Source organism: Desulfoluna spongiiphila (genome assembly GCF_900101345.1).
Classification (GTDB): domain Bacteria; phylum Desulfobacterota; class Desulfobacteria; order Desulfobacterales; family Desulfolunaceae; genus Desulfoluna; species Desulfoluna spongiiphila.
Genome location: NZ_FMUX01000011.1, coordinates 207,050 through 233,096, shown reverse-complemented (window position 1 = coordinate 233,096; position 26,047 = coordinate 207,050). Strand labels below are relative to the sequence as shown.

Genomic DNA, 26,047 nt, shown 5'->3' with positions numbered 1-26,047 from the left:
ATATTTCTCGGAGGCTTTTTGCTTGGGCTATTTGGCAAAAAAGCATGGAAACAAAATGATCCCAGCACTTGAAGCCCTTCGAGTTTCTTTCTGCGTCGTGCTTGGAGACTAAACGGGCAAACTGGTTACGGTCAAAAAAACCTACGATTTGACTGAAAAGGCTGGAATGACGTACCATTGATATGCTCCTTGTTTGGCGAGGTCTTTGTTTGCAAACTTAACCATGCCTTATAAGGAGCATCTTTTCAAATTCTCACCGGTTTACTTCCGGTCAAATCCTATTTTGGACAACAGTGAAGTCATAATAATAATAAAATTTACTTCACTAACTTGGAGGAGGCGTGGCGGATTCGGCACTGAGCAGAAAGGAACGGGAGTACAAAAGGCGTCGGGAAGAGATTCTGGAAGCGGCACTTTCCGTCTTTGCGGAGAGAGGGTACTACGGGACCACCATGGCTCAGATCAGTCAGCAGTCCGAGTATCCCCTGGGAACCATCTACAAGTACTTCAGCGGGAAAGAGCAGATCTTCCATGACATGGTGATGGACCGGGGCCTTCGCCTGGGGCGCCTCATCGCCGAGGCGGCCTCTCGAAAAGAGCTGGCCCCCAAGGACAGGGCCTATGCATGTCTTCTGGCCAACGCCCGGTTCCTGAGGAACAACCAGGCCTTTGTCCGGGTCTATATCTCTCTTCGGAGCAGCGTTGATATGATCCTGCCCCCGGAACTCAACGCAGATATCAACCGCCTCAATGACAAGATGGTGGAGACCTACACCGAGATTTTCCAGGAGGGGGTGGAAAAAGGGGAGTTCAGGCCTTACCCGGCCGAGGATCTCTCCGCCCTGTTTTACGGGGTGATTTTTTCGGCCATCTGGCCCTGGGTATCGGGAAACAAAGAGGCCTATGATATTGAAGCCTGGTTAAATCGAGCCTTTGAGCTGCTGACCAACGGTTTTTGTGTTTCCAAGTGAGGTGTCGGGCGGGATAATTATTGACCGACAGGTAAAAATCTGGAATAATGCCGCGTTAACGCTGACAATTGGCTTTTTTCCGCCTGTGCAAGGCGTCGCGGCACGTGTTAAGCGGAAAAATGGTTTTTATTGAAAAACCATAAACATAGTTCTGCTTTGAGTAATAATGATTTGGTCGAAATAGCTGTATTGGAAGGGAATTCATTAGATTTCAGAGCTGACAAGGCCCTTAATATGCCTTAAATAATCTTAAAATGTCTTAATATAAGGAGAGATTTAGTTATGGCACAACAGATTGCAGACCGCAGGGATCAGGATTACGTTCTTCACGAAATGCTGAACGTCGCTCAGTTTTCAGAGACCGAGAAGTATGGTGATTTCAACAAGAAAACCATCGACATGGTTCTTTCCGAAGCCAGGAAGTTCGCCGTCAATGAAATTCTTCCCACCCAGAAGACCGGTGACGAAGAGGGTGTCAAGCTGGAGAACGGTCAGGTAAAAGTACCCCCCTCATTCCACAAGCCCTACAAACTCTTCTGCGAGAACGAGTGGGTTGCCATGGCCGATGCCCCGGAAGTGGGTGGTCAGGGCCTTCCCCACGCCGTAGCCCTTGCCTGCGGTGAGCTCTTCACCGGCGCCAACTGCGCTTTCCTTATGTACCCCGGCCTGACCCACGGTTGCGGCAACATCATCGCCAGCCTCGGTTCCGACAAGCAGAAAGAGCTCTACCTCAAAAAGCTCTACACCGGCGAGTGGGGCGGCACCATGTGTCTCACCGAAGCCAACGCAGGCAGCGACGTAGGCGCCCTTGAGTCCGTGGCCACCCCCAATGACGACGGCACCTACAACATCGTGGGCAGCAAGATCTTCATCTCCGGCGGCGACTCCGACATGGTGCCCAACGTGATCCACCCTGTCCTTGCCCGTATCGAAGGTTCCCCCGCAGGGACCCGCGGTATCTCCCTGTTCATCGTGCCCAAGCTCTGGGTCAACGATGACGGCAGCTTCGGTGAGGACAACGACGTGGTTGTTACCGGTGTTGAGCACAAGATGGGCATCCACGGCAACGCCACCTGCTCCATCGCCTTCGGCGGCAAAGGCAAGTGCCGCGGTACCCTCATCGGTGAGAAGAACAAGGGCATGAAGGCCATGTTCCTCATGATGAACGAAGCCCGTCAGGGCGTGGCACTCCAGGGTCATGGTTTCGCCACCACCTCCTACATGAACGCAGTGAACTACGCCAAAGAGCGTGTCCAGAGCCCCAACCTGCTCTCCATGCTCGACGCCGAGCCCAAAGGTGTGCCCATCATTCAGCACCCCGACGTTCGCCGCAACCTGCTTATCATGAAGTCCTATGTTGAAGGCATGCGTTCCCTGCTCTACTACATGGGTTTCTGCTTCGACATGGTGGGTACCTCCGAAGACGAAGCCGTCAGAGACAAGTACAACGGCCTTATCGAGATCGTTACCCCCGTTGCCAAGAGCTACGGCACCGACAAGGGCTTTGAGGTCTGCTCCCTGGGTATCCAGATCTACGGCGGCTACGGCTTCATCGAAGAGTATCCCCAGGCTCAGCTCCTTCGTGACTGCAAGATTACCTCCATCTACGAAGGCACCAACGGCATCCAGGCCATGGACCTCCTCGGCCGTAAGCTCGGCATGAAAAAAGGCAAGCCCATGATGGACCTGATGGGTGAAATCCAGGCTGCCATCGCCCTGGCCAAAGAAGCCGGTCTCGACGACATGGCTGCCAAGGTTGAAGCTGCCCTGAACAAGGTAGGTGAGTGTGCCATGGCCATCGGCGGCGCCGCCATGAGCGAGAAGCTCCTCGATGCCTTCGGTTCCGCTACCCTCTTCCAGGAGTGCTGCGGCGACCTGATCATGGCGTGGATGCACCTCTGGAGAGCTGCTGTGGCTCAGCCCAAGATCGAAAAAGCCAAGAAGAAAGACAAGGCATTCTACGAAGGCCAGGTGGTTACCGCCAAGTTCTTCATCGAGCACATGCTGCCCGTCGGCCTCGGCAAGATGGATTCCGTGAAAGCCCTCACCGCTTCCATCATGGAGATGCCCGAAGACTCTTTCATCGGATAAGTGATCAGATGTTGTAGGGGATTTCATCCCTGATTAGTGTTATACATAAGCCCGAAAGAGTGTTGCCTCGCATCCTCTTTCGGGCTTTGTTATTATGGGGGGGCGTGTGTTACCACCCCGGGGCCCTTGCATGGGGCTCCCTTCGCCGCCATCTTCTTTATGCTCGGCGGGTCATGGACGGCATCGTTTTTTTTTGAGGGCACATAATCATTTTGAGGACGTAAGAATGCACCAAAAAGCGGGAACCGGCATTGGGAAAGTAGACGAGATACTTGACGGACTTCGGGTGGGAGACAACGTCATCTGGCATGATGACTCCGGGAGCCTGGCTTCGGACTATTGCCTGAAACTCATGGAAGCCTCCGCCCGGGAAGACAAGCCGGTGATTTACGTCAGTTTTGACCGGTCTCCCAACAACCTGGTAAAAAAACTCGGGGCCCTGGCCGATGCCCCCGGTCTTACCATCCTGGACTGTTTCACCCACGGCAAGGGGGGGGGCAGCGAGCTCTTCCTTAAGTACTACAGCTCACGGGAGAAAAACGCCAACGTGATCCTCGTGGAGAACCCCTCGGATCCGCAGGCCCTGTCCGATGCCCTGGAAAACAGCCTGGCCGACAACGGCCTGGACACCCGTTTTATCTTCGAATCCATCACCGGCATGCAGGACCTCTGGGGCGATGAGGAGCGGATCTTAAAATTTTATACCCGCACCTGCCCGAAACTCTATGAACTCAGCACCATCGCGTACTGGCTCATTGAGCACCGGGCCCACAGCGACCGCCTCAAGGCCGGTATCGCCCAGATCGCCCAGGTGGTCATCGAGCTCTCCGTCAAACGGGGGAAGTTCTTCTTCAACCTCATCAAGGCCGAAGGCCGCGAGCACGGCCCCCTGAACAAGCCCCAGGGCTACTGGGTCCGGGACGGGGAGGTGGTGTTCGGCTCCGGGGACCAGAAAGGCTGGGGCCGCATCGACATCGGGAGCCGCCTTAAACACTTCCGCACCTCGGCGGGGCTCTCCCAGACCGGATTGGCCAAGCAGGTGGGGGTCACCCCCAGCACCATCAGCCAGATCGAAAACGGCCAGATTTACCCCTCCCTTCCCGCCCTGTTCCGCATGGCAGAGCTCCTTGCCGTGGAGACGGGCTCCTTTTTCTCAGACAACTCCGCCGAAGAGGCCACTCCGGTCTACGAGCCTTCCCAGTGGCAGGATGTCAACATCCCCGGCATTACGGGCAAAGGCGGGGCCGTCCGTCAGGTGATCCCCTCGGGGGGGGACACGGGCTTTGAGGTGTGGCTGTTAGAGATCGAGCCGGGCCGGGTCATCAAGCAGCACTTCTTTGACGAGAAGTGCGAAGAGGTGGGCTATGTCATCAAAGGCAACGTTCTCTTCCAGAGCGGAAGCCGGGATCTGGAAGCCGTAAAGGGGTCGCTGATTCACCTGGTGGAACGCACCCCCTCCCGCTGGAAAAACAAAGGGGAGGAAAAGGCGGTGATCCTCTGGCTCAAACTGCGGCAGGTGTAACGCGTTCCGGGAAAAAATGGCTCCTTCGGCCCTGTCGGGGGCTAAACGTTTAAAAAATTTAACAAATAGGTCTTAAAAAATCATTTCAGGTGAAGTCTCTTTTAAAGGCGGATGTGATTTGACCCGAGGAACGAGGGGCAAAGCGCATCCGCAATCTGCTTTCAAGGTGGCACACCTTGCCGCCGGAGGCTTTTTTGCAAGCTGGATGGTTACCCTAAAGGCAACGAAAGGATATCAAAGATGAAGGTGTTGGTGTTTGGGGGCGGTGCCGTGGGGTTGGGGCTGGCGTCGTGCCTTGCTGAGGCGGGGGTGACCCCGGATATCGTGACCCGGCAGGAGGGCGTTACGGCCATTGAGGATGAGGGGCTGAGGCGCACGGGGCTTTTGGGGGAGGCGGCGTACCGCAACGTGCGGGCAGCGGCCTCTCCGGATGAATTCATGGCAGACGGGCCGTATGATTACGTGCTTGTCTGCACCAAGTCCAGCGCCACGGGCGAGGCGGGCCAGGCCCTTTCAGCAGTTCCCGGGCTCTTGGGACCTTCCACCTGCGTGGTGCTCTGCCAGAATGGCTGGGGGAACAGGGAGCGGGTGTCACCATGGGTGGACCCGGACAGGGTCTACAACGCCCGGGTCATCACCGGCTTTTCCCGCCCTGCACCCAACACCAGCCACATCACGGTCCATGTGGCCCCCATCTCCATGGGGCACCTGGCCCGTCCCATGGCAGGGGAGCTGATTCCCCTGGCCGAGGCCCTCACCAAAGGGGGGCTCTCCTGCAACGCCTCGGACGAGGTGGGGCGGGATCTCTGGGCCAAGATGCTTTTCAACGGCTCCCTGAACTCCCTGGGGGCCATTTTCGGGGTGCCTTACGGCAAGCTCTCCGATCATCCCGAAGGGCTGCGCCTGATGCGGTCCGTGGTGGATGAGATCTTTGCCGTCATGGAGGCGGCCGGGTATCGCACCTGGTGGCAGACCTCTGAGGAGTACTTTACGGTGCTCACCGGCGAACTCCTGCCCACGGCAGCCCACCACGTCTCATCGACCCTTCAAGATCTTAAAGCGGGCAAGAGAACGGAAATCGACGCCCTCACCGGTGAGGTGGTGCGTCTGGGTGAGAAGCACGGGGTGCCGGTGCCCGTGAATCAAACGGTGCTGGATATCATCGGGTTTATGGAAAAGGATTGTGCGTGATGTCATTGGAAGATGTTCGGGTGGCCGTGGGTTCGGTCAACCCCAACAAGCTTGATGCGGTCAAGCGGGCGTTCAAGGGGTTTGCCGGGTTCGGCAGCCTCTCTTTTGTGTCGGTTGCCTCCCCATCCGGGGTCTCCGACCAGCCCGTGGGTTATGAAGAGACCTTGAGCGGGGCCGACAACAGGGCCCTGGGGGCCTATGGAGGAAACGGGTACGGCGTGGGGCTGGAGTCCGGCCTGGTGCCCGTTGCCGGAACAGACACAGGGTTTATGAACCTCACCGCCTGCGTGATTTATGACGGCAAGCGGTTTCACCGGGGCGTGGGCCCGGCCTTTGAGCTGCCTGGAGAGGTGTGCCGGATGGTGGTGGACGGATCCTGCGAGCTGGATGAGGCGGTTCATCGGGCCGGGCTCTCCGAGAGCCGGCGCATCGGCTATGCCGAAGGGATTATCGGGCTTCTTTCCGGCGGGGCCGTGACCCGTGCCGATTACATGGTGCCTGCCGTGACCATGGCCCTGGTGGCACTGACGGCCTACGGAAAAGGCGGGTCCCATGCGTGAGGAACGGACCCTTTACGTCTTGGGTCAGTCTCTTTATACCGTGTGCGTGGAAGGGAACGATGCCGGGGCCACGCCCATTGTGTTGCTCCACGAAGGCCTGGGGTGCGTGGGAATGTGGCATGATTTTCCCGAAGCCCTCAGCCGGGCCACGGGCCGCACGGTGTGGGCATGGGATCGCTGGGGCTATGGAAAGTCGTCTCCCCTGACCGAGTGGGAGGCCAATTCCCAGTATCCCGCCTTTGAGGCGGAGACCATGCTTCCTTCGGTGCTCGATGCCCTGGGGATAGGCGAGGCCCATTTTTTCGGCCACAGCGACGGCGGGACCATTGCCCTGCTGTTCGGGGCTTTGTTTCCGGAGCGGACGGCCGGCATCGTGGTGGAGGCCTGCCATGTGTATGTGGATGAACTTACCGTCAAAGGGATTGCCGACGCCGACGGCTATTTCACCGAGGGCACTTTTCGCGAAAAGCTGAGCCGGCACCATGGGTCCAACACAGAAAAGGCCTTCCGGCGCTGGGCCGATACCTGGCTTTCGCCCTCCCATCGGAGCTGGGACATCACCGAAACCATCGCCGCCGTGACCGCACCCACCCTGGTGATCCAGGGGGAAAACGACCAGTACGGCACCTGGGGCCAGGTGGAGGCCATTTGCCGATCCGTTGCCGGAGCCACCTCGTTTAAGGTGAACGCCTGCCGCCATGTCGCCCACCATGAGAAGCGCGATGAGGTCGTGGCCGCGCTGGTGGATTTCTTTGATCGGGCCGCTTCTTGAGGTAAACGCATTTGTTTTTCCTGAGCCCTCTTGCCTCTGTCGTTCATCCGACTTTAACCATAGAAGGCATCGCTTTTGGATGATTTAGTTCTGTGCAGGCCCCTGAATGCGTTCGCCCTGGAGGCCAAACGGGCCTGCCTTGATCCTTTGGTTTAAGGGGTGTATAGTGAAGAGGAATCAAATAGATAGGCGCGGCAGGTTTGCCGGCGGATCGCCGCGGGCAAAGGCGGGAACGACGGCCGGGTGCTGCCCGATTCAATGATCCAGCCCGTGCCCGACAATCCCTGTGCCGGGAGGTCCCATGAGCACCATCATTCATCTCGACCCGGAAGCGATGTTCCGCCTCGCGACGTTGGAGAGACGTTTCGGTTTGGACCGGCGGGAGCCTTTCGAGCGCCGACAAGGCTATGGTTTGCTCCACAGCGCCGAAGAGGGCGACGTGGAGAATCGTTGTAGTTTGGAACGGCGACGTTCCAGTGAGCGCCGTTTCGGTTGGTTTCGCATGGGCCGATGGAGCAGCTCCTGCGAGAAGGGCCCCGCATGAGGTACCGCCGAAACGGCAAAGGGGGGCCGTATGGCAGAAACCCAGGAGAGGAGAGACGAGTATAACCACCGATTTCATTTCGATATCTATCCGAAATGGCGGCGTCGAGGCGATGAACGTCGTAACCGGGGTTCCTTTGAAGGTAAAGGGCTGTTCCGGAGGAGGTTGGGTGATCGCCGCATCGGATTTCTGGCACGCATCTCACGGTTTATTTTTCCCAGGGGTTTTCCCGATGACCGGTAAGCCGTTGGCGGGCTTTGACCCCGAGGGCTGCATACCATTTAAAAAAGGCGAGGTTCATGCGAACCTCGCCTTTTTCTGTTTTATTGGCGCCCGACCTCCCCGAAATATGGGGGGATCACACGATTCATACAACCACCTAACACAAGCCTAACACAACCGTTTTACAACCTACACCACCGTTGATGTGGCTGTTGACCGTCACTGCCACCCTTTTTCCTGGAGAGAACGATGAAATCCAAAGCGCATATGCTGGTCGTGGATGATGAAGAGGATATTCTGGACCTGGTGAAATACAACCTCGAACGCGAGGGGTACAAAGTGACCTGCACCGGAAGCGGAGAGCGCGCCGTGGAGATTGCCAGGCGCGAGGGCGTGGACCTGATCGTTCTGGATCTTATGCTGCCCGGTATCGATGGTCTGGAGGTGACCCGAAACCTCAAAGGGAGCCCCACCACTGCGGATATTCCCATTGTGATGCTCTCGGCCAAGGGCGAAGAGGCCGACATCGTCACCGGCCTGGAGCTGGGGGCCGATGATTACGTGGCCAAACCCTTCAGCCCCAGAGAACTCCTGGCGAGGATCCGGGCGGTGAGGCGACGGGCCGACAAAAGCGAGAGGGAGGCCGGCATGGATGAGGTCCTCCTGCTGGGGGAGATCGAGATCCGGCCGGGCCGGGTCCAGGTGAAGGTGGCGGGCCAAGGGGTGGAGCTTACCTTTTCGGAGTTCTCCCTGCTGCTGCTTCTGGCTAGGCGACCCGGGTGGGTGTTTACCCGCTCCCAGATCGTGGACGGCATCCGGGGAGACAACTACGCGGTGACGGATCGCAGCGTGGACGTCATTGTGGCGGGGCTGCGCAAGAAACTGGGACCCTGCAGCCAGTACGTCGAAACCGTTCGGGGCATCGGGTATCGGTTTAAAGAGGTTTAAAGAGGTTTAAAGAGGTTTAAAGAGGTTTAAAGAGGTTTAAAGAGGTTTAGCCTCCGGCGGCCCTGCCGGGGGCTAAACTTTTAAAAAGTTTAATAAACAGGCTTTAAAAAACAGATTCAGACCAATCAAAATCAACAGCGAATGTGATTTTCCCTGAGGAACGAAGGGGAAAGCGCATTCGCAACCTGCTTTCGAGGTGGCACACCTCGCCGCCGGAGGCATTGCTTTTATTTTTTCCTGAGCCCTTTTGACCCTGTGATTCATCCGACTTTAACCATAGAAGGTATAAGCTGAATAGTTACGTTTTTTTAACACCCATTACAGGCCATACACCCATGATACAGCGCAAACGTCTTTTCTGGCAGCTTTTCCCCTCCTATGTGGGAATCATCGTCCTGGCCCTTGTGGCCGTGAGCCTCCTGGCCCTTTCATCCATGAAATCCTTTTACCACCAGCAGACCCTCCAGGATCTGGAGTCCCTGGCCAAGGTCATGGGCCTTCGGGTGGGATCCCTCATGGAAGAGGGAAGCCCCCCTGACATCGATGCCTACTGCAAAGCCTCGTCCTTTAGCTCGGGCAGCCGGGTGACGGTCATCGACCGGGAGGGGTGGGTCCTGGGAGATTCCACCAGGGATTCGGCTTCCATGGAGAATCACGGGGCACGCCCGGAGGTGGTGAAGGCCCTGGAGGGCGTCACGGGTTCCTCCATCCGTTTCAGCGCCACCCTTTCCACCAACATGATGTATGTCGCCACCCCCATTGAACAGGACAACGTGGTGTACGGGGTGGTGCGTACGGCCCTTCCCATGACGGCCCTTGAGGGAGAGGTGCGTTCGGTTCAACGGCGCATTGCCTTCTGGGGATTGATGACGGCATTGGTGGCCGGATTCATCAGCCTGGTGGTTTCCCGAAAGATAAGCCTCCCCATCTCCGACATGCAGAGAAGCGCCCGTCTTTTTGCCGAAGGGGATTTCAGCCACAAGCTTTACGTCCCCGATTCCCTTGAGATAGGGGGCCTGGCCGAATCCATGAACCTCATGGCCCACCAGCTGGATGAGCGGATTAAGACCACCACCCGCCAGCGAAATGAGATGGAGGCGGTGCTCTCCAGCATGGCGGAAGGGGTGATGGCCGTGGACGCGGATTTTTCCATTATCAGCATGAACGCAGCTGCCCACGGTATCTTTGGCCTGGTCCCGGGGGAGGCCGTGGGCTTTGGGGTCTCCGAGGCGATCCGTAACATCGCCTTTATCCGGTTTGTGGAAAAGGCGGCCGGAACCGAGGAGGCCATGGACCAGGATATCAAGCTCTGGGACAACCGGGAAACCCTGCTCCACAGCCGCAGCACCCCGTTGAAGGGGGTGGGTGAGGTGCGCCTGGGGACCCTCATCGTCTTTAATGATGTCACCCGCATGCGTCGCCTGGAGAGCATGCGCCGGGATTTTGCCGCCAACGCCTCCCACGAGATGCGTACCCCCCTGACCTGTATCAAGGGGGCCGTGGAGACCATCCTCCTAGAAAAAGAGAAGATCTCCGACAGCCATGAGCGTTTTTACACCATCATTGAAAAGAATGTGGACCGCATGAGCCACCTCATTGAGGACCTCCTTGAATTGTCCCGCATCGAGCAGCAGCAGGGGAGCCTCTCCCTGACGCCCTCCCAGGTGGACGGGGTCCTGGAGACCAGCCTGCTTCTCCTTGCGGGAAGCGCCGAGGCCAGGGAGGTGGCCATCGAAGTGACCGGAGACAAAGGGGTGCTGGCCACCTTTGACTCCATGCTCCTGGAACGGGCCGTGGTGAACCTTCTGGACAACGCCATCAAGTACAGCCCGGCCCGGAGCACCGTCACCGTATCCGTTGCCAAAGTCAAAGAACGGGTGGAGATCCGTGTCTCTGACCAGGGGTGCGGGATCCCCGCCGAGCACATTCCCCGGCTGTTCGAACGCTTCTACCGGGTGGACGGCGCCCGAAGCCGAAAGCTGGGCGGAACTGGCCTGGGCCTTGCCATCGTCAAGCACGTGATGCAGCTTCTGGGCGGAGAGGTACGGGTAGAAAGCACCCCGGAAAAGGGATCCACATTTACCCTGGTTGTCCCGACCTGATAAAAACCCCAGGGCCGGACTTTCCGGCACACAGAAAACCAAACCCGAAGACCCGAGCGCCTTTCCAGCGATCAGGTCTTCGGGTTTTTTTGTAACGATTCAAGTTAAAACAGTCGGGTGAACCTCAGAGTCACAGAGGGCTCAGAAAAAGCCAAAAACATGCCTTCTATGGTTAAAGTGGGCAGGGAAAACCTGCCTCCGGCGGCCAGGGGACCCAGGTTGCGAAAGCCCTCCCCCTTCGTTCCTCAGGGTGAGGGCTTCCGCGAAGGTTTCTGTTAAATTGAGCAAAACCTGTTTGTCCAACTTTTCAAAAGTTTGGCCCCCGGCAGGGCCGCCGGAGGCGTCTTTAACCTGGCTGCCTCCGGCGGCAAGGTGTGCAACCTTGAAAGCAGGATGCGGATGTGATTTGACCCTCGTTCCTCGGGTCAAATTACATCCGCCTTTAAAACAAAATAGATTGTAACTATTCAGGTTGCCTCCGGCGGGTCGCTTTTTTGAAAAAAAGCTCCGCAAAAAACGTTTCTGATGTGAAAAAGTGGAAACTATTTCGGCGTAGCCTTAAGACCTGTTTGTCAAACTTTTTAAAAGTTTGGCCCCCGGCAGGGCCGCCGGAGGCATGTTTTTTAAGTACTTTGGTCATAACCTATTGTCCCTGAACGAAGAGAAGGCTGCCGCCCTGTCGGAGGGGCAGTTTTTTGACAATGGTCACCGGGACCATGGAGAGGGCTTCCGGGAGGTGATCCATGGCATCGGACTGCATGAGGAGGGTGTCGAAATCGGGGTCTCCGCCTTTAAGGATGTCGTAGCAGCGTTCCAGGTTGTCCGTGGTGAGCAGGTGCAGTTGCCCGTAAAAGCACAGGGAGGCCCGGAGGCGGCGGTCTACCCCGAACGCCGCGGTGCCTTTGTGGGGGTGGGCCTTTATGGCGGTGATCAGGGGCTTGATTTCCACGGCCCGGTGACCGGCCACCGCAGAGAAGGGCCCGTTTGCAAGGGTAATCCAGAGGATGGCGGTGACGGTGAGGAGTCGTCCCGTCCGGGTGAGGGGAATGGTTTTCACCATGCAGGTCAGGGCTGCCAGGATAAAGCCCGCGGCGGCAAGGGGGGAGGTGATTCCACCGTCGAGGAGCCCCGCTATAACGCCGTGGTCGAACCGGAGGGCCAGGGGGCGCAGGCCCGGGGAGAGGGCAAGGACAAAAAGGGTCAGAATCACCGCCCAGGACCAGGCCGTGGCGTAGCGTTTTACCCACACCGGCATCCCCTGATTGAGGGCAAAGGCCGCCATGAGGGACAGGGGAGGCAGAACCGGGGTGAGCCCTGTGTCGCCGGACAAGGGGAGAAGGAGGGTTGAAAAAAACCAGACCGCAAGGAACACGGGCGTTGCGGGAAAGGTGCCGCTTCTGAGGGTCTGGGCTGTTGTAAGCCCCGCATAGAGGAAGAAAAGGGGTGTCCAGGGCAAGGTGTGGACCAGAAGGCGTACTGCCAGTTCAAGGAGGTCTGGTGAGGGGGATAGCCGGCCTGCGGGCATCCAGAACCCTTGGGTCAGCGGCGGGACCGTCGTCCCGACAAACTGGATGGCGATGCCTCCGCCGGCAAGGACAAGGATGACCAGAAGGGCGGCCAGGTGAAAAAAGAGATGGCTGACATGGGTGGACCTGTCTGGCTTCTGGGTGCCGACAAACCAGACGATACCCGTGGCCCAGAGGCAGGCAATGGGAATGACACCGTCCCATGCGCTGGTAAGAAAGGCGCCGGCCGCTGCCACCCCCACCATGAGGATCCAGGTGGGAGAGTCGTCAAAGAAGGTTTTGGCAACGGCGGCAACCGAGGCCATGAGGAAAAAGCCCAGGGCCGGATCCTGGCCGATCCAGGTGGCTCCGAAGGCAAAGCCCGGCATGGTGGCCAGGAGGGCCACGGCCAGAAGAGCAAAAAGGTTCCCTCCGTAGCGCAGGGCGAAAAAGAAGAAAAGGATCAGGGTCCCCAGGCTGAAAAGGGCAGAGGTGAGGCGAAGGGCTGCCGTGCCCTGGAAAAAGGGGGCAGCCCCATGGGATACAGCGGCCGCTGCCATCGGGTAGAGGGGAGGAAGCTCGGTGAGGTACCCCCGGGCCATGTCCAGGGTAAGCTCCGGGGCGCCTGCCATGTCCAGGGCAGCGGCGGCTGTCACCGGGTCATCGGTGACAAGGGGAGCCACCCCCATCAGTCCGGCAGCAGGGAGGGTAAAGGCTAACACCAGCAGTAGGGTCAGGAACAGGGCGACCCGCGGGTTGTGGATTCGGACCATGGCTGCCTGCAGTATGGGCCCCGGGGCGGGCCGGTGTCGGGTCAGTCGGGTTGCATTATGGGTGTGCAGGCCTGCCTGGAAAAACGGGCAAGGGAAGAGCAGGCGTGCGGTGATAATCAAGTTCACAATACAGGTCAATGTTTTCAGTAAAGAAACATTAGATATTGCAGTAAAAAAGTCAAGGAGATTTCATGGAAGGGGAGTGGCAGGGGAACGGAATGAAAGCCGGGGGTTCCCCCTGTGAGCCTGGGGCGCCCCGGCCCGGATTTAATCGAAGGCTTCGGTGTGGCGGATGATCTCCCCGCGACGCATGTAGATCACCTCTTCGGCGATGTTGGTGGCGTGGTCGGCCATGCGCTCCAGGTGACGGGAGACGAGAAAGAGGTTGATGAGGTATCCGGCGTCGTCCGGGGTTTCGGAGATGGCCTCTTTGATGCGGTCGTAGGCTGCGTTTCGCATGGCGTCCACTTCCTCGTCCATGAGTCGCACCTGTTCCGCCATCTCATCGTCCTGCCGCACAAAGGCATCCAGGCTCATCTTCAGCATCAGGCTGGCCTTCTCGGCCATGGCTGTGTAGTCGTAGGTAAACCCAGGTGCTTTTTTGGTGGCCAGGGTTTTGATGCGCACGGCAATATTAACGGCCTGGTCGGCAATGCGCTCAAGATCATTGTTGATCTTGATCACCACCACCAGGGACCGCAAATCACCGGCCACGGGCTGGTGCAGGGCCAGGACCTTGAGGCACTCCTCTTCGATCTGGACCTCTTTCAAGTCGATCTCCTCGTCTTTTCCAATGATCTCCCGGGCCAGGTCCACGTCCATTTCGTTTAATGCGCGGATGGCCAGCCGGAAGCGGTCTTCGGTGAGGGCTCCCAGGGAGAGGAGCATGCGCCGGATCTTATCTAATTCCCGTTGCAGATGGATGGTCATGGTTACTCTCTGTCACCCGGCACTCCGGGTGCCTCCTTGAAGGTAAAAAATCAATAAATGCTTAAAAAGAGGCCTCCGGCGGCCCTGCCGGGGGCTAAACTTTTAAAAAGTTTAACAAACAGGTTTTTTAAAACAGTTTCAGGCCAACATAGATCAAAGGCGGATGTGATTTTCCCTGAGGAACGAAGGGGAAAGCGCATTCGCAACCTGCTTTCGAGGTGGCTCACCTCGCCGCCGGAGGCAAGCTTTTTCCCTTACCCGAAACGACCGGTGATGTAGTCTTCGGTCTCTTTTTTCACTGGTTTGGTGAACAGGGTGTTGGTGTTGCCCACCTCCACGAGTTTGCCCATGTAGAAGAAGGCGGTGGTGTCGGAGACCCGGGCCGCCTGCTGCATGTTGTGGGTGACGATGATGATGGTGTAGCGCTCCTTGAGCTCCAGGACGAGCTCTTCGATTTTCTGGGTGGCGATGGGGTCCAGGGCCGAGGCCGGTTCGTCCATGAGCAGGATCTCCGGTTCCACGGCCAGGGCCCGGGCGATGCAGAGGCGTTGCTGCTGGCCCCCGGAAAGCCCCAGGGCCGGTTTGTGGAGCCGGTCCTTCACCTCCTCCCAGAGGGCGGCCTGGATGAGGCTTCGCTCCACCCGTGACGCCACCATGGATTTGTTGGTGATGCCGTTGACCTTCAGGCCGTAGGCCACGTTTTCATAGATGCTCTTGGGAAAGGGGTTGGGCTTCTGGAACACCATGCCGATGTGGCGGCGCAGGGAGACCACGTCGATTTTTTTCTCCAGGATGTTCTTCCCCTCAAAGATCACCTCCCCCTCGCTGCGGGTACCCGCCGTAAGGTCGTTCATCCGGTTGAGGCACCTTAGAAACGAGCTCTTCCCGCAGCCCGAAGGGCCGATAAGGGCGGTGACCTGCCTTTCGGCAAAGGGCAGGGTGATCTCGTGGAGGGCCTGGAAATCCCCGTAGAAGAGGCTCAGGTCCTTGGCGTGGATAATGGTGTCGTGGGTGTTTTTTTCTTTCTGAGTCATATTAATTCGCTCATATAAAAAGGTTGTTACCTTCGGGCGTACCCTGGTCAAAGTCTGTCCGAATCAGTATTGGCGGCGTCCATTTTCACGAAAGATGGAACCGGTCTCTTCTGTGTTTGCGGTTGCCTAATATCACCCGTCGCGCGAATGCCCCGATAACGATAAGGTTGCGACATCCTTTGTGCATTCGCCATAGGGTTTCAAGGTGCCCCCACCTTGCCGCCGGAGGCATTGTTTTTCCTGAGCCCTCTTGACCCTGCGATTCATCCAAACTTTAACCATCGAAGGCATGTTTTTACACGCGGCTCCTTTTGCGCAGGCGTGAGCGAAGGATAATGGCACACAGGTTCATGCCGAGGACCAGGGCGATGAGGACCAGAGCCGTGCCGTACTGAAGGTGCCGCGTCTCTCCGATGTGGGTGCCCGCCGTGGCCAGGACGTAGATGTGGTAGGGCAGGGCCATGACCTCGTCAAACACGGAGGTGGGCAGGTCCGGGGTGAAGAAGACGGCACCGGTGAACATGATGGGGGCGGTCTCGCCTGCGGCCCGGCCCAGGGCCAGGATGGAGCCGGTGAGGATGCCCGGCAGGGCAGAGGGCACCACCACGCGGCAGATGGTCTGCCACTTTGAGGCCCCAAGCCCTAAGGAGGCTTCCCGGTAGGTGTCGGGCACGGCTTTTAAGGCCTCTTCTGCGGCCCCGATGATGACGGGCAGGCTCATGACCCCCAGGGTCAGGGCCCCGGCCAGGAGGCTGACCCCCATCTTCAGTACCGTGCAGAAGAAGGCCAGGCCGAAGAGGCCGAAAACCACCGAGGGGACCCCGGCCAGGTTGGCGATGGCAAAGCGGATGACAGAGACGATCCTTCCCTGGCCGGCATATTCATTGAGGTAGATGGCCGTGCCCACCCCCACGGGGAAGGAGATGGCCAGGGCCCCTAAGGCCAGGGAGGCTGTGCCCACGATGCAGGGAAGGATTCCCCCTTCGGTCATGGAGTTTCTCGGCATCTGGGTGAGGAATTCCCAGCTGATGGCGGAAAGGCCCCGGGTGATGATGAAAAGGATCACGGCAAAAAGGGCCAGCACGTTGATGGCTGCGGCCACGCGAAAGAGGGTGAACCAGAGTTTCTGGGTGGTTCCGCGCCTGCCTGAGACGATGCTTCTCTGGATGGAAAAGGTCATGGTTACCCCTTGAGCCGGTATCTGCGCGACACGGACATGGCCAGAACGTTAAAGACAATGGTGAACAGAAACAGGGTAATGCCCGTGGCAAAAAGTGCGTGGTAGTGCTCCCCCCGGAACGGGGCTTCCCCCATCTCCGAGGCAATGCTCGCGGGCATGGGGCGGATGGGATCAAAAAGGGATTCGGGCACCATGGCCGCACCGCCGGCCACCATGAGCACCACCATGGTCTCCCCGATGGCCCGGGACATGCCGAGGATAATGGCCGTGGTGATGCCGGAAAGGGCTGCGGGAACCGTGACCCTGGAGATGGTCTCAAAGGGGGTGGCCCCCAGGGCCAGGGAGGCCTCCCGGTAGGTGATGGGAACGCTCCGCAAGGCATCCTCGGAGATGGTGCAGATGGTGGGGATGGACATGAAGGCCAGCATGATGGAGGCCGTGAACAGGTTGAGCCCCGTGGGAATATCGAAGAGGGTCTGCATAAGGGGAGCCACGGCCACCATGCCGAAAAAGCCGATGACCACCGAGGGAAGCGATGCCAGCAGCTCAATGGCGGGCTTGAGCCACTCCGCCACCCTCGGCGGGGCGATCTCCGAAAGGTAGATGGCCGTCATCACCCCGGAGGGTACCGAGATGAGGGAGGAGAGCATGGTGACGGCAAAGGAGCCCACGATAAGGGCCAGGATGCCGAAGGCCGGGGGCTCATCCGTGGGGTACCAGAGCACGCCCCCGATGAACTCCTTTACCGAGACAAAGGAGAAGGTGGGGGTGCCCTCCAGGATGAGGAAGAGCATGATCAGGCCCAGGACGAGTATGGAAACCAGGGAGATGATCAAAAGGGAGGATTCGGCCACCCACTCCCCGACGGCGGTTCGCCGACCGGTGAGGCTGCCCCGCTCCGGGGCGGTTGTTTCACGTGGAACCCGCTCCGAAGGGGGCGCCGGTGTGTGGGGTGCTGCGGTAGACTCGCTGTGTGTCATGTGGGGTCATCCTTGATTGTGGGCTGCGAAACGAACACGCAGTCGACGCGCCACCCATGGCGGCACGTCGGCTCCGTGTACCCACGGTCCCGCTGAACGGGTGCCGGTGTTTAGTAAAGGGAGATGCTTCCGGCCTCTTCCACCAGGGCCTGCCCTTTTCTGGAGAGGATGAAGTTGATGAAATCCAGGGTCTCCCCCTTGGGCCAGCCGTTGGTGAACATGAACAGGGGGCGGCTGATGGGGTAACGGCCGTTCAAGGTGGTCTCGGCAGAGCCTTTGACTCCACCCACGCGAACCGCCTTTACCTCTTTGTTCATGTAGCCCAGGGCGATGTAGGCGATGGCCCCTTTGGTGGTGGCCACCTGGGTTACCAGGCCGCCGTTGGAGGGCTGGGTCAGGGCGCGGGGGGTGACCCGCTCTTTTTTCATGACCAGGCTTTTCCAGGCGTCAAAGGTACCCGAGGAGCTGTCCCGGGAGATCACGACGATCTTTTTGTCCGGGCCGCCCACCTGCTTCCAGTTGGTGATCTTGCCCAGATAGATCTGCTTGAGCTGGTCCAGGCTGAGGTCGTCGACGGGGTTGTCCGGGTGGATCACCGGGACGATGCAGTCCAAAGCGATGCGGTGGGGGACGGGAAGCACGCCCTTGCCGGTGGCGAGTTTTACCTCTTTGCCCTTGATGAATCGGGAGGAGTTGCCGATATCCGCGGTCTGGTCGACGACCGCCTTGATGCCGTTGCCGGAGCCGCCGCCGGAAAGGGAAATTTTGACGTCAGGATGGGCGGCCATGTAGGCCTCTGAGATTTTTTGGGCAATGGGAAGGACTGTGGTGGACCCTTTGAGAACAAGTCTCCCGGCCGATGCCGTGGTGACGGACGCCGCAAGGAAGAGGGTGGAAACAAGGGCGGTGAACCAAAGACTCTTTTTCATGGTGTCTCTCCTGTGGAGGTTGGTGATGGTATGTCACGAGCCGGCGTCAAAGGACGACGGCTTTTTTGCCGCGGATTCAGGCGGCCGCATCCCGGAAGCGGGGATCGAAAAGCACCCTCCCCGCTGGGGCCTTGACATGTTCCACAGGAAAATAGTGCCGTCGTGTTAGGGTTTGGTTAGGGCGCTGTGAGGGGTTGATGTGTTCGAACTCCGGAGAAAAAAAAGGGGGGAAATACCCCTCCTTTGGGGGGCGCGGATTGCCAAATCCTCACAGGCCCCTGACACAAGCCTTACACATGGACGAGATGCTTGTCCCATGGAACAGATTAATGAGCCCTTGTGGCAAAAGAAAAGAGGTGGGGAAGGGCCGGGACGAACCGGTCGGATTCTGGAGACGATGCATCCCAGAGCGATTTTTTTCAAAACCCAGGAGGTGATGGTCAACATCATGATCGTCTACATCATCGTGGTGCTGGCCGCAGGCCTGGGCAAGACCCTGCTGGATGCCAGGCACCTGCTCCACATGATGGACGGAGAGGGGTTCACCTTTGTGGTGGCCGAGATTCTCTCTTTTCTCGTGATGCTGGAACTTTTCAGGGGGTTTGTGGATTTTTTCAGCACCCAGCGTATCCGGCTCCACACCATGATGGACCCGGCCATTCTCTTTGTGGTGCGGGAGGTCATGGTGACCCTCTACCGGGACGAGGCAAAGGGACCCTCCTGGGAGGTCCTTGCAGGATTTTCCCTGCTCCTAATCAGCCTGGGGATCATCCGCACCCTGGCCGTCCGCTACACCCCAGGTTCGTGAATGCTCCCAACCCTCGTACCTCGGGTCGATCGCATTTACTTACGGGCTGCGCCCGTGGGCGTTGGATGCAAGGGCTCAGGCAAAAAATACATACACAATTTCAGGCCTTGGTCATCCTTTGGGCCACCAGGGTGTTATTGATGACATCGTCCAAAAGGCCGACAGCGGAATCGGCTCTTTGAAGGTCGCGGTCCAAACGATGATTAAGGCCCAATTTCACGAAAAATACCGCTGTGATTTGACCCGAGGAACGAGGGTTGAAGCGCTGCGGTAACCAGCTTTCAAGGTGGCTCACCTTGCCGTCGGAGGCATCATTATTTGTATGTTTTATTTTTGCGCTGGCCTTAAGGCCCTGAGGCTCTTTCTCTGGGGGGCTTGTCCGGTAAAACTCCCGAAGGACACGACGTGCCCTTCGGGATTCACATAGAAAAAATGCATCACTTGCGGACCGATTATCCCCTGGCGTGCTTGGAGACGTGGCCGAGTTCGGGGAAGATGAGGTTTTTACAGGCGAGTTTACAGGCGGCCAGGCTGCCGGGGATGACAAAGACCACGGAGTCCGAGACGATGCCCGCAGTGGCCCGTGAGAGGATGGCTGCCGAGTCGATTTCATCGAAGCTCAGTTGCGCGAAGATGGGACCGAAGGCGGTGAGCTCTTTCCGGAACATGGGCCTGACGGCCTCTAAGGTGAGGTCTCCGGCGGTGATGCCGGTGCCGCCGGTGACGATGATGCCGTCGGCGTTGTGGTCCCGGATGATGTCCCGGATGGCCTTTCGCACCTCCCCTTCCGAGTCCATGACCACCAGGCGGTCCACCACGTCATGGCCCTCTTTTTTTGCCTGTTTTTCAATCCACGCGCCGCTCTCGTCCGTGTCGATGGTGCGGGTGGATGAGACGGAGACGACGGCCACTGTCAGTTGTTTCTTGCTTTCGCTTCTGTGCTCTTGGGTTCCCATATTTACCTCTCAGTCTAGGGTTACCTGGTCGGAGTCATCGTGCTCGCTGAGCAGGACGTTGACGTGCTGATCGTATTCGCTGTCCACTTTCTTGCCTGTGTAGTCGGGCTGGATGGGAAATTCGCGGTGGCCCCGGTCCACAAGGACGGCCAGGCCGATGCGCGACGGCCGCCCGAAGTCCATGAGGGCGTCCATGGCGGCCCGGATGGTGCGGCCGGTGTAGAGGACGTCGTCCACCAGAAGGATCTCCCGGTCGTTGACCTCAAAGGGGATCTCCGTGGGCTTGACGATGGGCTGATGGCTGATGCGGGTCCAGTCGTCGCGGTAGAGGTTGATGTCCATCTCCCCGCAGGGGAGGGCGTTCTTTTCAAGACCTTCGATGGCTTCTATTTCACTGCGCAGGCGCCGGGCGATGAAGACGCCCCGGGTCTGGATACCGATGAGGGCGAGCCCTTGGGCACCTCTGTGGTGTTCGATGATTTCATGGGCCATGCGGGTGATGGCACGTTTGATGTCCGTGGCATCGAGAAGAACAGTTGCGGTGGTCATAGCAGGGTTCCCAATGGGTTGATGCCTGTGTTGGAACGTTTTGCCGATACCTTGTCGGGGGATCGTCATGCGTGGGTGCGGAAGGGCTGTTCACATACGGGCATGCAAGGGGTTGACGATGCCATCGGCACGCGGTCCGATGGAGGTGGGGTGTCCCGTGAGGGTTTCTCGGACACCATACCCCTATTTTTATCCTATTGAAGGACGATTGATCAAGTCAAATGTGGCGAAATGAAGCCCAAACCCCTTGGTTTGACCACTTTGAAATGCCTTGATTTTGCGAATTATTTTTGACAGACTCCCTTCATAAACCAATGAGGGAGCAACGAGTGCAATGGGGATTTTTGATTGTACCGGCGTGATTCTGGCCGGCGGATTGAATTCCAGAATGAACGGAGTCAACAAGGCCCTCCTCGACATCGGGGGGCAAAGCATCATGGAGCGCACCCTCGCCCTGTTTGATGAGATCTTCGGCCGGGTGCTGGTGGTCTCCAATAATCCTCTTGATTTTATGGGGTTTGACGTCAAGATTGTGTCGGACCTCTTCCCCGAACGCTGCTCCCTTGCCGGCATCCATGCTGCCCTCTTCCACGCGGAAACCCCCTGGATTTTTGTGGCCCCCTGCGACAACCCCTTCCTCTCCCGGGAGATGGTGGAACTGGTGCTCTCCCATCGCACCGACGGAGCCACCATCGTGGTGCCGGAGACCACAAAGGGCCTGGAGCCCCTCTGCGCCGCCTACTCACGGGAAAACCTTACCCTGGCCGAAAACAGGCTGGCCGAAGGCCGCTATAAAATCCAGAGCCTCTTTCGAAAGAAAAGAACCCGCAAGGTCGCCGAAGAGAAAATCCGGCGCATCGACCCCGAGCTGCGCAGCTTTTTCAACATCAACACCCCGGAAGACTACCGGTGGGCGCTGGACATGCTTGCTCGGAAGGGCGACGGTTAAATTTAGGTGGCAAAGCAGCCTCCGGCGGCAAGGTGTGCCACCTTGAAAGCAGGTTGCGGATGCGTTTTGCCCCTCGTCCCTCGGGTCAAATCACAACCGCCTTTAAAGCAAAATTCACCTAAACAGGTTTTTTAAAACCTGTTTGTTAAACTTTTTAAAAGTTTAGCCCCCGGTAGGGCCGCCGGAGGCATCGTTTTTTGGGTTGTTTTATATTTGCGCTGGCCCTTACAAACCACGCTGATGAGTAAAGGAAAAAAAATGATTCAAATCGCTGAGATGATTCAAGAGATAAAGTCCCACCCCGATTTCGGAAAGGCGGGGATGGTGTTGGCCCATAACGGGGTGGTGCGTGAAAGCTCCCGGGACGGGCGACCCGTGACAGGGCTTACGGTGCATGTGAACCACGGGCGACTTGAAGAGCTCATGGCCGAGTACCGGAGCCGGGCGGGCATCGTGGAGATCCTGATCGCCATTGAAGAGGATAAACCCCTGGCCGTGGGGGACGACGTCATGGCCATTGTGGTGGCAGGGGATATCCGCGAAAACGTGCTGGCGACCCTTGAGGGGCTCTTGAACGCCGTGAAGGCCGAGGTGACCTCAAAGACGGAGCATTTTACTGAAGGGTCGTGATGGGGAAGGGCGCTGCGAATGAAGCATGTCGCTCCTGTTGCCTCCGGCATCCCTGCCGGGGCCAAACTTTTGAAAAGTTTGATACACAGGTTTTAAAAAGAGATTCGGTTTAATCTGAATCAAAGGCGAATGTTATTTTCCCTGAGGAACGAAGGGGAAAGCGCATTCGCAACCAGCTTTCAAGGTGGCACACCTTGCCGCCGGAGGCTTTTTTGCTAAAAGGAAATTTCATGAAAGAATTTACGCATATAGACGAAGACGGTGCGGTCCGCATGGTGGACGTCACGGACAAGGCGGCCACGGATCGGCGGGCTGTGGCCGAGGGCCGTATTGTCATGAACCGGGACACCTATGAGAGGATCACGGACACCCGGGTGAAGAAGGGCAATGTCCTTGAGACCGCACGCATTGCAGGGGTGATGGCGGCCAAGCGGACCAGCGAGGCCATTCCCATGTGCCATCCGTTGTTCATTACCGGGGCCCGGGTTGATTTTTACCCCGAGCCGGAGAACCATGCCTTTCGCATTGAGGCCGAGGTGCGGGTGAAAGGGGAGACCGGCGTGGAGATGGAGGCCCTCCATGCGGTGTCCGTGGCGGCCTTGACCGTTTACGACATGTGCAAGGCCTACGACAAGGGGATGACCATCGAGGGAATCCGCCTCATGGCCAAGAGTGGCGGAAAATCCGGCGTGTATCAACGGGAAGGGGCGTGATGGCACCTGCTGGATTCATGGATATTCTGATACAGCCCGCCCTGGGGGCGGGGCTGGTGGCCGGAGCGGCCGTGGCCTGGGGGCTTGCGGGGGTGAGGTTTCGCCGAACGACCCGCGCCCTGGACGAGGCCCTGGAGAGCCGGGACGCTCAGGAGGAGCGCCTTTTCGCCCTGGCCGATGAGGCAGCCGAGGCCAGGGGGCGCCTGACGAATCTTTTGGCCCTGGAAGAGGGCCTCAAAGAGAGGGACGCCGCCTTGCATGAGAAGGGCGAGACGGAGATTGCCCTGCGGTCACGCATGGCGCGCCTTGAGGCCGAGCTCTCCAAGGAGCGGGAGTCCACCGCCGAGAAGGTGGCCCTGCTCTCTGCCCAGAAAGATGAACTGCGCCAGATGCTCAAGGCCCTTTCCGCCGATGCCCTGGCAGACAACGCGGAGACCTTTACCCGGCTCTCCAGGGAGACTCTGGAGGCGGTGATCGGCGAGGCCAGGCGCGACTTTACCCGGCGGGGAGACGCGGTGAAAGAGATCGTGGCTCCCGTGACCGAGGCCATGAAAGCCTACGACGAAAAGGTTCGCCAGATGGAGATGCAGCGGGAAAAGGCCTACGGGGCCCTCACCGAACAGGTGGAGACCCTGGCCCGGACCCACGCGGTGCTCCAGAAGGAGACCACCAAGCTCTCCGGGGCCCTGCAGGTGCCCAACGTCCGCGGTCGCTGGGGGGAGATTACCCTGAAGCGGGTGGCCGAGCTCTCCGGTATGGTGGATCGGTGCGACTTTTACGAGCAGGTGAGCATGAAGGGCGAGGCCGGGGCCATGCGTCCAGACATGGTGGTCCAGCTTCCCGGGGGGCGGCGCATCGCCGTGGATTCCAAGGTTCCCCTGGCCGCCTACCTGCGGGCCATGGAGGCCACCACCGAAGGAGAAAAGGCAACGCATCTGGACGAGCACGCCCGGGCCCTCCACCACCATGTTCAGGTCCTTTCGGGCAAGGCGTACTGGGCGGGCCTCAAGCCCGCCCCGGAGTTTGTGGTGCTGTTTATCCCCGGGGAGAGCTTTTTTTCCGCGGCCCTGTCCAAGCGGCCCGGGCTCATCGAAGAGGGTATTGAAAAAGGGGTGGTGCTGGCCACTCCCACCACCCTCATCTCCCTGCTCAAGGCCGTGGGGTACGGGTGGCGGCAGGAGCAGGCCGCTGAAAGCGTCCACGAAATCCAGGAGCTGGGCAAGGAGCTTTACAGTCGCATGGTGACCTTTGCCTCTCACTTAAACAAGCTGGGCGGAGAGATCGGCAAGGTGACCTCCACCTACAACCAGCTGGCAGGTTCCTTTGAGCGGCGTCTTTTTGTTTCGGCCAGACGCTTTGAAGAGCTGGGGGTCCGGGAGAAGGAGACGGCAACCATTGATTCGCCGGATCCTGTGGAGACCGTGCCCAGGCGGGTGGAGGCAGGATGATGCTGGTCAGCAACAGGCCCGGTGCCTGGCGATGGGTGTGTCTCATGATGGTGGCGGTGTTTTTTTTGTCCACCGGCTGCATCGGCACGGGCAAAGGACGCTCCGGGCCGTTGCCTGCCCTGGTTCCGGTGACTCCGGGGGAGAAGGCCTACCCTGCCTTTGGCGACGATTTGAACTTCGAAGGGCTTGAAGAGGCATTGCTCCAGAGCCTGGCGTATTACAGCAGGCTTCCGGAGACGCGCACCTTTGCCGTGGGAGATGATCGCTACAGCCTCTCGGTTATGGTCCGCTCTGTGGTGGTTCTTTTAAATGCCATCCAGGAAGAGCCCACTCCAGAGGCACTCTCTCGCTTTATCCGAGAAAATTATCGGGTGTACCGATCCACGGGCCGGGACGGCAAAGGCGATGTGCTCTTTACCGGGTACTACGAAGCCGAACTTACCGGTCATACGGAGCAGACCGAACAGTACCGTTACCCCGTACTCACCCGCCCCGACGACCTGGTGACCATCGATATCTCCCGTTTCCCCGGGGTCAAGTCCACGGGCAAACGGCATCTTATCGGCCGGGTGACGGAGAGCGGGGCCGTGGTGCCCTACTACACACGGAATGAATCGGAAAACGGCAGCGCCCTTCTGGACCGCACCGAGATCCTGGCCTGGGTGGATGATCCCGTGGATCTTTTTTTCCTGGAAATTCAAGGGTCGGGGGTCATCACCATGGAAAATGGCGAGGAGCTCAGGGTCCACTACCAGACCAAAAACGGACACCCCTATCGCAGCATCGGAAGGTATCTGATCCAGCAGGGGCTGCTGGAAAGGGAGGCGGTCTCCATGCAGACCATCCGGCAGTGGCTGGATGAGAATCCGGAGCGAAGGCAGGAGGTGTTCAACTACAACCCGAGCATGGTCTTTTTCAAAGAGGAGGCCAAAGGCCCCCTGGGGTGCTACAGCGTGCCCGTGACCCCGAATCGCTCCATCGCCACCGATAAACGACAGTTTCCTGCCTGCGGCATCGCCTTTATCACCACGGAGAAACCCGGGGAGACAACAGGGGATGAGGTGCTCTCCTGGGAGTCCTTCGGCCGGTTTGTGGTGAACCAGGACACCGGAGGGGCCATCAAAGGCCCCGGGCGGGTGGATCTGTTCACCGGGCACGGTCCCTCAGCCGAGTTGACGGCAGGGCACATGAAGCAGCCGGGATCCCTCTATTTTCTCGTTCTGAAACCATCGGCAAGGTAAAAGGCCGGCGTAAAAAGAAAACATAAAAAAACGATGCCTCCGGCGGCAAGGTGAGCCACCTTGAAAGCAGGTTGCGAATGCGCTTTTCCCTTCGTTCCTCAGGGAAAATCACATTCGCTATTGATTCAGACTAAACTGAATTTATTTTTTAAACCTGTTTATCAAACTTTTCAAAAGTTTGGCCCCCGGCAGGGCCGCCGGAGGCACATAAAGGACATGAGCACAAAAAAAGGGTGGCCCCTGCCAGCGGGCCACCCTTGGAGAGTGATCAAACCTCTCCGAATACCACCTGAACTCCCTTTTTTATACGTTAACCTTTCGGGTTCTTACCCATCCCAAGGTTACATGAATGGTGTTGAAGCTCGGTGGTAATCTGAATTTTTCATTCACGGTAGGTTCACTCTACCCCTCCAGGCAAAACGTTTCAAGATCAGTCAAAGTTGCCCCTTAAAAACAATGTTATAACGAATGGTTAAGTCCTCTATATGCCCGTTTTTGG

General features: G+C 58.4%; 25 protein-coding genes. 16 read left to right on the top strand and 9 right to left on the bottom strand.

Translation table 11 applies throughout. The features are described from left to right. Positions 1-178, bottom strand: a 178-nt coding sequence (locus BLQ12_RS15890) for a DUF4372 domain-containing protein (RefSeq protein ID WP_139163999.1), incomplete at its 3' end; no start/stop codon positions are given. 163 nt (positions 179-341) lie between these two features. Between BLQ12_RS15890 and BLQ12_RS15885 the strand changes: the two genes are divergently transcribed. The 10 genes from BLQ12_RS15885 (at position 342) to BLQ12_RS15845 (ending at position 10,923) form a co-directional block, all read left to right on the top strand. Further along, entirely contained in the window at positions 342-971 is a 630-nt protein-coding gene (locus tag BLQ12_RS15885) for a TetR/AcrR family transcriptional regulator (protein WP_092211804.1), read from the top strand. 282 nt (positions 972-1,253) lie between these two features. Further along, positions 1,254-3,062, top strand: coding sequence for an acyl-CoA dehydrogenase (locus tag BLQ12_RS15880; protein WP_092211802.1), 1,809 nt, complete (start codon positions 1,254-1,256; stop codon positions 3,060-3,062). 226 nt (positions 3,063-3,288) lie between these two features. Further along, a complete protein-coding gene (locus BLQ12_RS15875) occupies positions 3,289-4,584 on the top strand; it encodes a helix-turn-helix domain-containing protein (protein WP_092211800.1) in 1,296 nt (431 codons plus the stop codon). Between the two features lie 240 nt (positions 4,585-4,824). After that, complete coding sequence (locus tag BLQ12_RS15870; protein ID WP_092211798.1) at positions 4,825-5,775, top strand: ketopantoate reductase family protein; 951 nt, start codon at positions 4,825-4,827, stop codon at positions 5,773-5,775. Next, positions 5,775-6,335, top strand: coding sequence for a DUF84 family protein (locus BLQ12_RS15865; RefSeq protein WP_092211796.1), 561 nt, complete (start codon positions 5,775-5,777; stop codon positions 6,333-6,335). The genes BLQ12_RS15870 and BLQ12_RS15865 overlap by 1 nt, the downstream gene beginning before the upstream one ends. Next, a complete protein-coding gene (locus BLQ12_RS15860) occupies positions 6,328-7,107 on the top strand; it encodes an alpha/beta fold hydrolase (protein WP_092211794.1) in 780 nt (259 codons plus the stop codon). The genes BLQ12_RS15865 and BLQ12_RS15860 overlap by 8 nt, the downstream gene beginning before the upstream one ends. A 301-nt stretch (positions 7,108-7,408) precedes the next feature. Continuing rightward, complete coding sequence (locus BLQ12_RS15855) at positions 7,409-7,651, top strand: hypothetical protein (RefSeq protein WP_092211792.1); 243 nt, start codon at positions 7,409-7,411, stop codon at positions 7,649-7,651. 30 nt (positions 7,652-7,681) lie between these two features. Then, a complete protein-coding gene (locus tag BLQ12_RS27060; protein ID WP_139163998.1) occupies positions 7,682-7,894 on the top strand; it encodes a hypothetical protein in 213 nt (70 codons plus the stop codon). A 228-nt stretch (positions 7,895-8,122) separates the two neighbouring features. Then, entirely contained in the window at positions 8,123-8,821 is a 699-nt protein-coding gene (locus BLQ12_RS15850; protein ID WP_092211790.1) for a response regulator, read from the top strand. Between the two features lie 335 nt (positions 8,822-9,156). Continuing rightward, positions 9,157-10,923 (top strand): ATP-binding protein, encoded by a 1,767-nt coding sequence (locus tag BLQ12_RS15845; protein WP_092211788.1) that lies wholly within the window; start codon positions 9,157-9,159, stop codon positions 10,921-10,923. A gap of 643 nt (positions 10,924-11,566) precedes the next feature. Here the strand turns inward: BLQ12_RS15845 and BLQ12_RS15840 are convergent. The 6 genes from BLQ12_RS15840 to BLQ12_RS15815 all read right to left on the bottom strand — a co-directional run bounded on the left by BLQ12_RS15840 (position 11,567) and on the right by BLQ12_RS15815 (position 18,254). After that, complete coding sequence (locus BLQ12_RS15840) at positions 11,567-13,201, bottom strand: glycosyltransferase family protein (protein ID WP_139163997.1); 1,635 nt, start codon at positions 13,199-13,201, stop codon at positions 11,567-11,569. Between the two features lie 267 nt (positions 13,202-13,468). Next, positions 13,469-14,131 carry a phosphate signaling complex protein PhoU gene (phoU, locus tag BLQ12_RS15835; RefSeq protein ID WP_092211784.1) on the bottom strand — a complete coding sequence of 221 codons (663 nt, stop codon included), beginning with the start codon at positions 14,129-14,131 and terminating at the stop codon, positions 13,469-13,471. Positions 14,132-14,385: 254 nt separating this feature from the next. Next, entirely contained in the window at positions 14,386-15,165 is a 780-nt protein-coding gene (pstB, locus tag BLQ12_RS15830) for a phosphate ABC transporter ATP-binding protein PstB (RefSeq protein WP_092211782.1), read from the bottom strand. 295 nt (positions 15,166-15,460) lie between these two features. Then, positions 15,461-16,345 carry a phosphate ABC transporter permease PstA gene (pstA, locus tag BLQ12_RS15825; protein WP_092211779.1) on the bottom strand — a complete coding sequence of 295 codons (885 nt, stop codon included), beginning with the start codon at positions 16,343-16,345 and terminating at the stop codon, positions 15,461-15,463. Positions 16,346-16,347: 2 nt separating this feature from the next. Continuing rightward, on the bottom strand, positions 16,348-17,325 hold the full coding sequence (gene pstC, locus BLQ12_RS15820) for a phosphate ABC transporter permease subunit PstC (protein WP_092211777.1): 978 nt from the start codon (positions 17,323-17,325) through the stop codon (positions 16,348-16,350). 110 nt (positions 17,326-17,435) lie between these two features. Next, positions 17,436-18,254 (bottom strand): phosphate ABC transporter substrate-binding protein, encoded by an 819-nt coding sequence (locus BLQ12_RS15815; protein ID WP_092211775.1) that lies wholly within the window; start codon positions 18,252-18,254, stop codon positions 17,436-17,438. Positions 18,255-18,570: 316 nt separating this feature from the next. Here BLQ12_RS15815 and BLQ12_RS15810 point away from each other — a divergent pair, with 316 nt between their 5' ends. Then, positions 18,571-19,062, top strand: a complete 492-nt coding sequence (locus BLQ12_RS15810; protein ID WP_092211773.1) for a phosphate-starvation-inducible PsiE family protein — start codon at positions 18,571-18,573, stop codon at positions 19,060-19,062. Between the two features lie 452 nt (positions 19,063-19,514). Here the strand turns inward: BLQ12_RS15810 and BLQ12_RS15805 are convergent, their stop codons facing one another. Continuing rightward, entirely contained in the window at positions 19,515-20,018 is a 504-nt protein-coding gene (locus BLQ12_RS15805) for a MogA/MoaB family molybdenum cofactor biosynthesis protein (protein ID WP_092211771.1), read from the bottom strand. 9 nt (positions 20,019-20,027) lie between these two features. Next, positions 20,028-20,567 carry a bifunctional pyr operon transcriptional regulator/uracil phosphoribosyltransferase PyrR gene (gene pyrR / locus BLQ12_RS15800; RefSeq protein WP_092211769.1) on the bottom strand — a complete coding sequence of 180 codons (540 nt, stop codon included), beginning with the start codon at positions 20,565-20,567 and terminating at the stop codon, positions 20,028-20,030. A 334-nt stretch (positions 20,568-20,901) separates the two neighbouring features. Between pyrR and mobA the strand changes: the two genes are divergently transcribed. The 5 genes from mobA (at position 20,902) to mltA (ending at position 25,548) form a co-directional block, all read left to right on the top strand. Continuing rightward, entirely contained in the window at positions 20,902-21,516 is a 615-nt protein-coding gene (gene mobA, locus BLQ12_RS15795; protein WP_092211768.1) for a molybdenum cofactor guanylyltransferase, read from the top strand. 258 nt (positions 21,517-21,774) lie between these two features. Further along, positions 21,775-22,146, top strand: a complete 372-nt coding sequence (locus BLQ12_RS15790; RefSeq protein WP_254782063.1) for a molybdenum cofactor biosynthesis protein MoaE — start codon at positions 21,775-21,777, stop codon at positions 22,144-22,146. 230 nt (positions 22,147-22,376) lie between these two features. Then, positions 22,377-22,859, top strand: coding sequence for a cyclic pyranopterin monophosphate synthase MoaC (gene moaC / locus BLQ12_RS15785; RefSeq protein WP_092211766.1), 483 nt, complete (start codon positions 22,377-22,379; stop codon positions 22,857-22,859). Beyond that, positions 22,859-24,307 (top strand): DNA recombination protein RmuC, encoded by a 1,449-nt coding sequence (locus BLQ12_RS15780; RefSeq protein ID WP_092211764.1) that lies wholly within the window; start codon positions 22,859-22,861, stop codon positions 24,305-24,307. The genes moaC and BLQ12_RS15780 overlap by 1 nt, the downstream gene beginning before the upstream one ends. Then, positions 24,304-25,548 carry a murein transglycosylase A gene (mltA, locus tag BLQ12_RS15775; protein ID WP_092211762.1) on the top strand — a complete coding sequence of 415 codons (1,245 nt, stop codon included), beginning with the start codon at positions 24,304-24,306 and terminating at the stop codon, positions 25,546-25,548. The genes BLQ12_RS15780 and mltA overlap by 4 nt, the downstream gene beginning before the upstream one ends. Positions 25,549-26,047 lie beyond the last annotated feature (499 nt).

What these genes read in the sequence shown, in the direction of transcription:
- mltA (WP_092211762.1), top strand. Translation starts at nt 24,304, where the DNA reads ATGATGCTGGTCAGCAACAGGCCCGGTGCCTGGCGATGGGTGTGTCTC.
- pstA (WP_092211779.1), bottom strand. Translation starts at nt 16,345, where the DNA reads ATGACCTTTTCCATCCAGAGAAGCATCGTCTCAGGCAGGCGCGGAACC.
- phoU (WP_092211784.1), bottom strand. Translation starts at nt 14,131, where the DNA reads ATGACCATCCATCTGCAACGGGAATTAGATAAGATCCGGCGCATGCTC.
- BLQ12_RS15805 (WP_092211771.1), bottom strand. Translation starts at nt 20,018, where the DNA reads ATGGGAACCCAAGAGCACAGAAGCGAAAGCAAGAAACAACTGACAGTG.
- BLQ12_RS15855 (WP_092211792.1), top strand. Translation starts at nt 7,409, where the DNA reads ATGAGCACCATCATTCATCTCGACCCGGAAGCGATGTTCCGCCTCGCG.
- moaC (WP_092211766.1), top strand. Translation starts at nt 22,377, where the DNA reads ATGAAAGAATTTACGCATATAGACGAAGACGGTGCGGTCCGCATGGTG.
- BLQ12_RS15845 (WP_092211788.1), top strand. Translation starts at nt 9,157, where the DNA reads ATGATACAGCGCAAACGTCTTTTCTGGCAGCTTTTCCCCTCCTATGTG.
- BLQ12_RS15875 (WP_092211800.1), top strand. Translation starts at nt 3,289, where the DNA reads ATGCACCAAAAAGCGGGAACCGGCATTGGGAAAGTAGACGAGATACTT.
- BLQ12_RS15860 (WP_092211794.1), top strand. Translation starts at nt 6,328, where the DNA reads ATGCGTGAGGAACGGACCCTTTACGTCTTGGGTCAGTCTCTTTATACC.
- BLQ12_RS27060 (WP_139163998.1), top strand. Translation starts at nt 7,682, where the DNA reads ATGGCAGAAACCCAGGAGAGGAGAGACGAGTATAACCACCGATTTCAT.
- BLQ12_RS15850 (WP_092211790.1), top strand. Translation starts at nt 8,123, where the DNA reads ATGAAATCCAAAGCGCATATGCTGGTCGTGGATGATGAAGAGGATATT.
- pstC (WP_092211777.1), bottom strand. Translation starts at nt 17,325, where the DNA reads ATGACACACAGCGAGTCTACCGCAGCACCCCACACACCGGCGCCCCCT.
- BLQ12_RS15780 (WP_092211764.1), top strand. Translation starts at nt 22,859, where the DNA reads ATGGCACCTGCTGGATTCATGGATATTCTGATACAGCCCGCCCTGGGG.
- BLQ12_RS15865 (WP_092211796.1), top strand. Translation starts at nt 5,775, where the DNA reads ATGTCATTGGAAGATGTTCGGGTGGCCGTGGGTTCGGTCAACCCCAAC.
- mobA (WP_092211768.1), top strand. Translation starts at nt 20,902, where the DNA reads ATGGGGATTTTTGATTGTACCGGCGTGATTCTGGCCGGCGGATTGAAT.
- BLQ12_RS15810 (WP_092211773.1), top strand. Translation starts at nt 18,571, where the DNA reads ATGGAACAGATTAATGAGCCCTTGTGGCAAAAGAAAAGAGGTGGGGAA.
- BLQ12_RS15880 (WP_092211802.1), top strand. Translation starts at nt 1,254, where the DNA reads ATGGCACAACAGATTGCAGACCGCAGGGATCAGGATTACGTTCTTCAC.
- BLQ12_RS15870 (WP_092211798.1), top strand. Translation starts at nt 4,825, where the DNA reads ATGAAGGTGTTGGTGTTTGGGGGCGGTGCCGTGGGGTTGGGGCTGGCG.
- BLQ12_RS15790 (WP_254782063.1), top strand. Translation starts at nt 21,775, where the DNA reads ATGATTCAAATCGCTGAGATGATTCAAGAGATAAAGTCCCACCCCGAT.
- pstB (WP_092211782.1), bottom strand. Translation starts at nt 15,165, where the DNA reads ATGACTCAGAAAGAAAAAAACACCCACGACACCATTATCCACGCCAAG.
- pyrR (WP_092211769.1), bottom strand. Translation starts at nt 20,567, where the DNA reads ATGACCACCGCAACTGTTCTTCTCGATGCCACGGACATCAAACGTGCC.
- BLQ12_RS15840 (WP_139163997.1), bottom strand. Translation starts at nt 13,201, where the DNA reads ATGGTCCGAATCCACAACCCGCGGGTCGCCCTGTTCCTGACCCTACTG.
- BLQ12_RS15815 (WP_092211775.1), bottom strand. Translation starts at nt 18,254, where the DNA reads ATGAAAAAGAGTCTTTGGTTCACCGCCCTTGTTTCCACCCTCTTCCTT.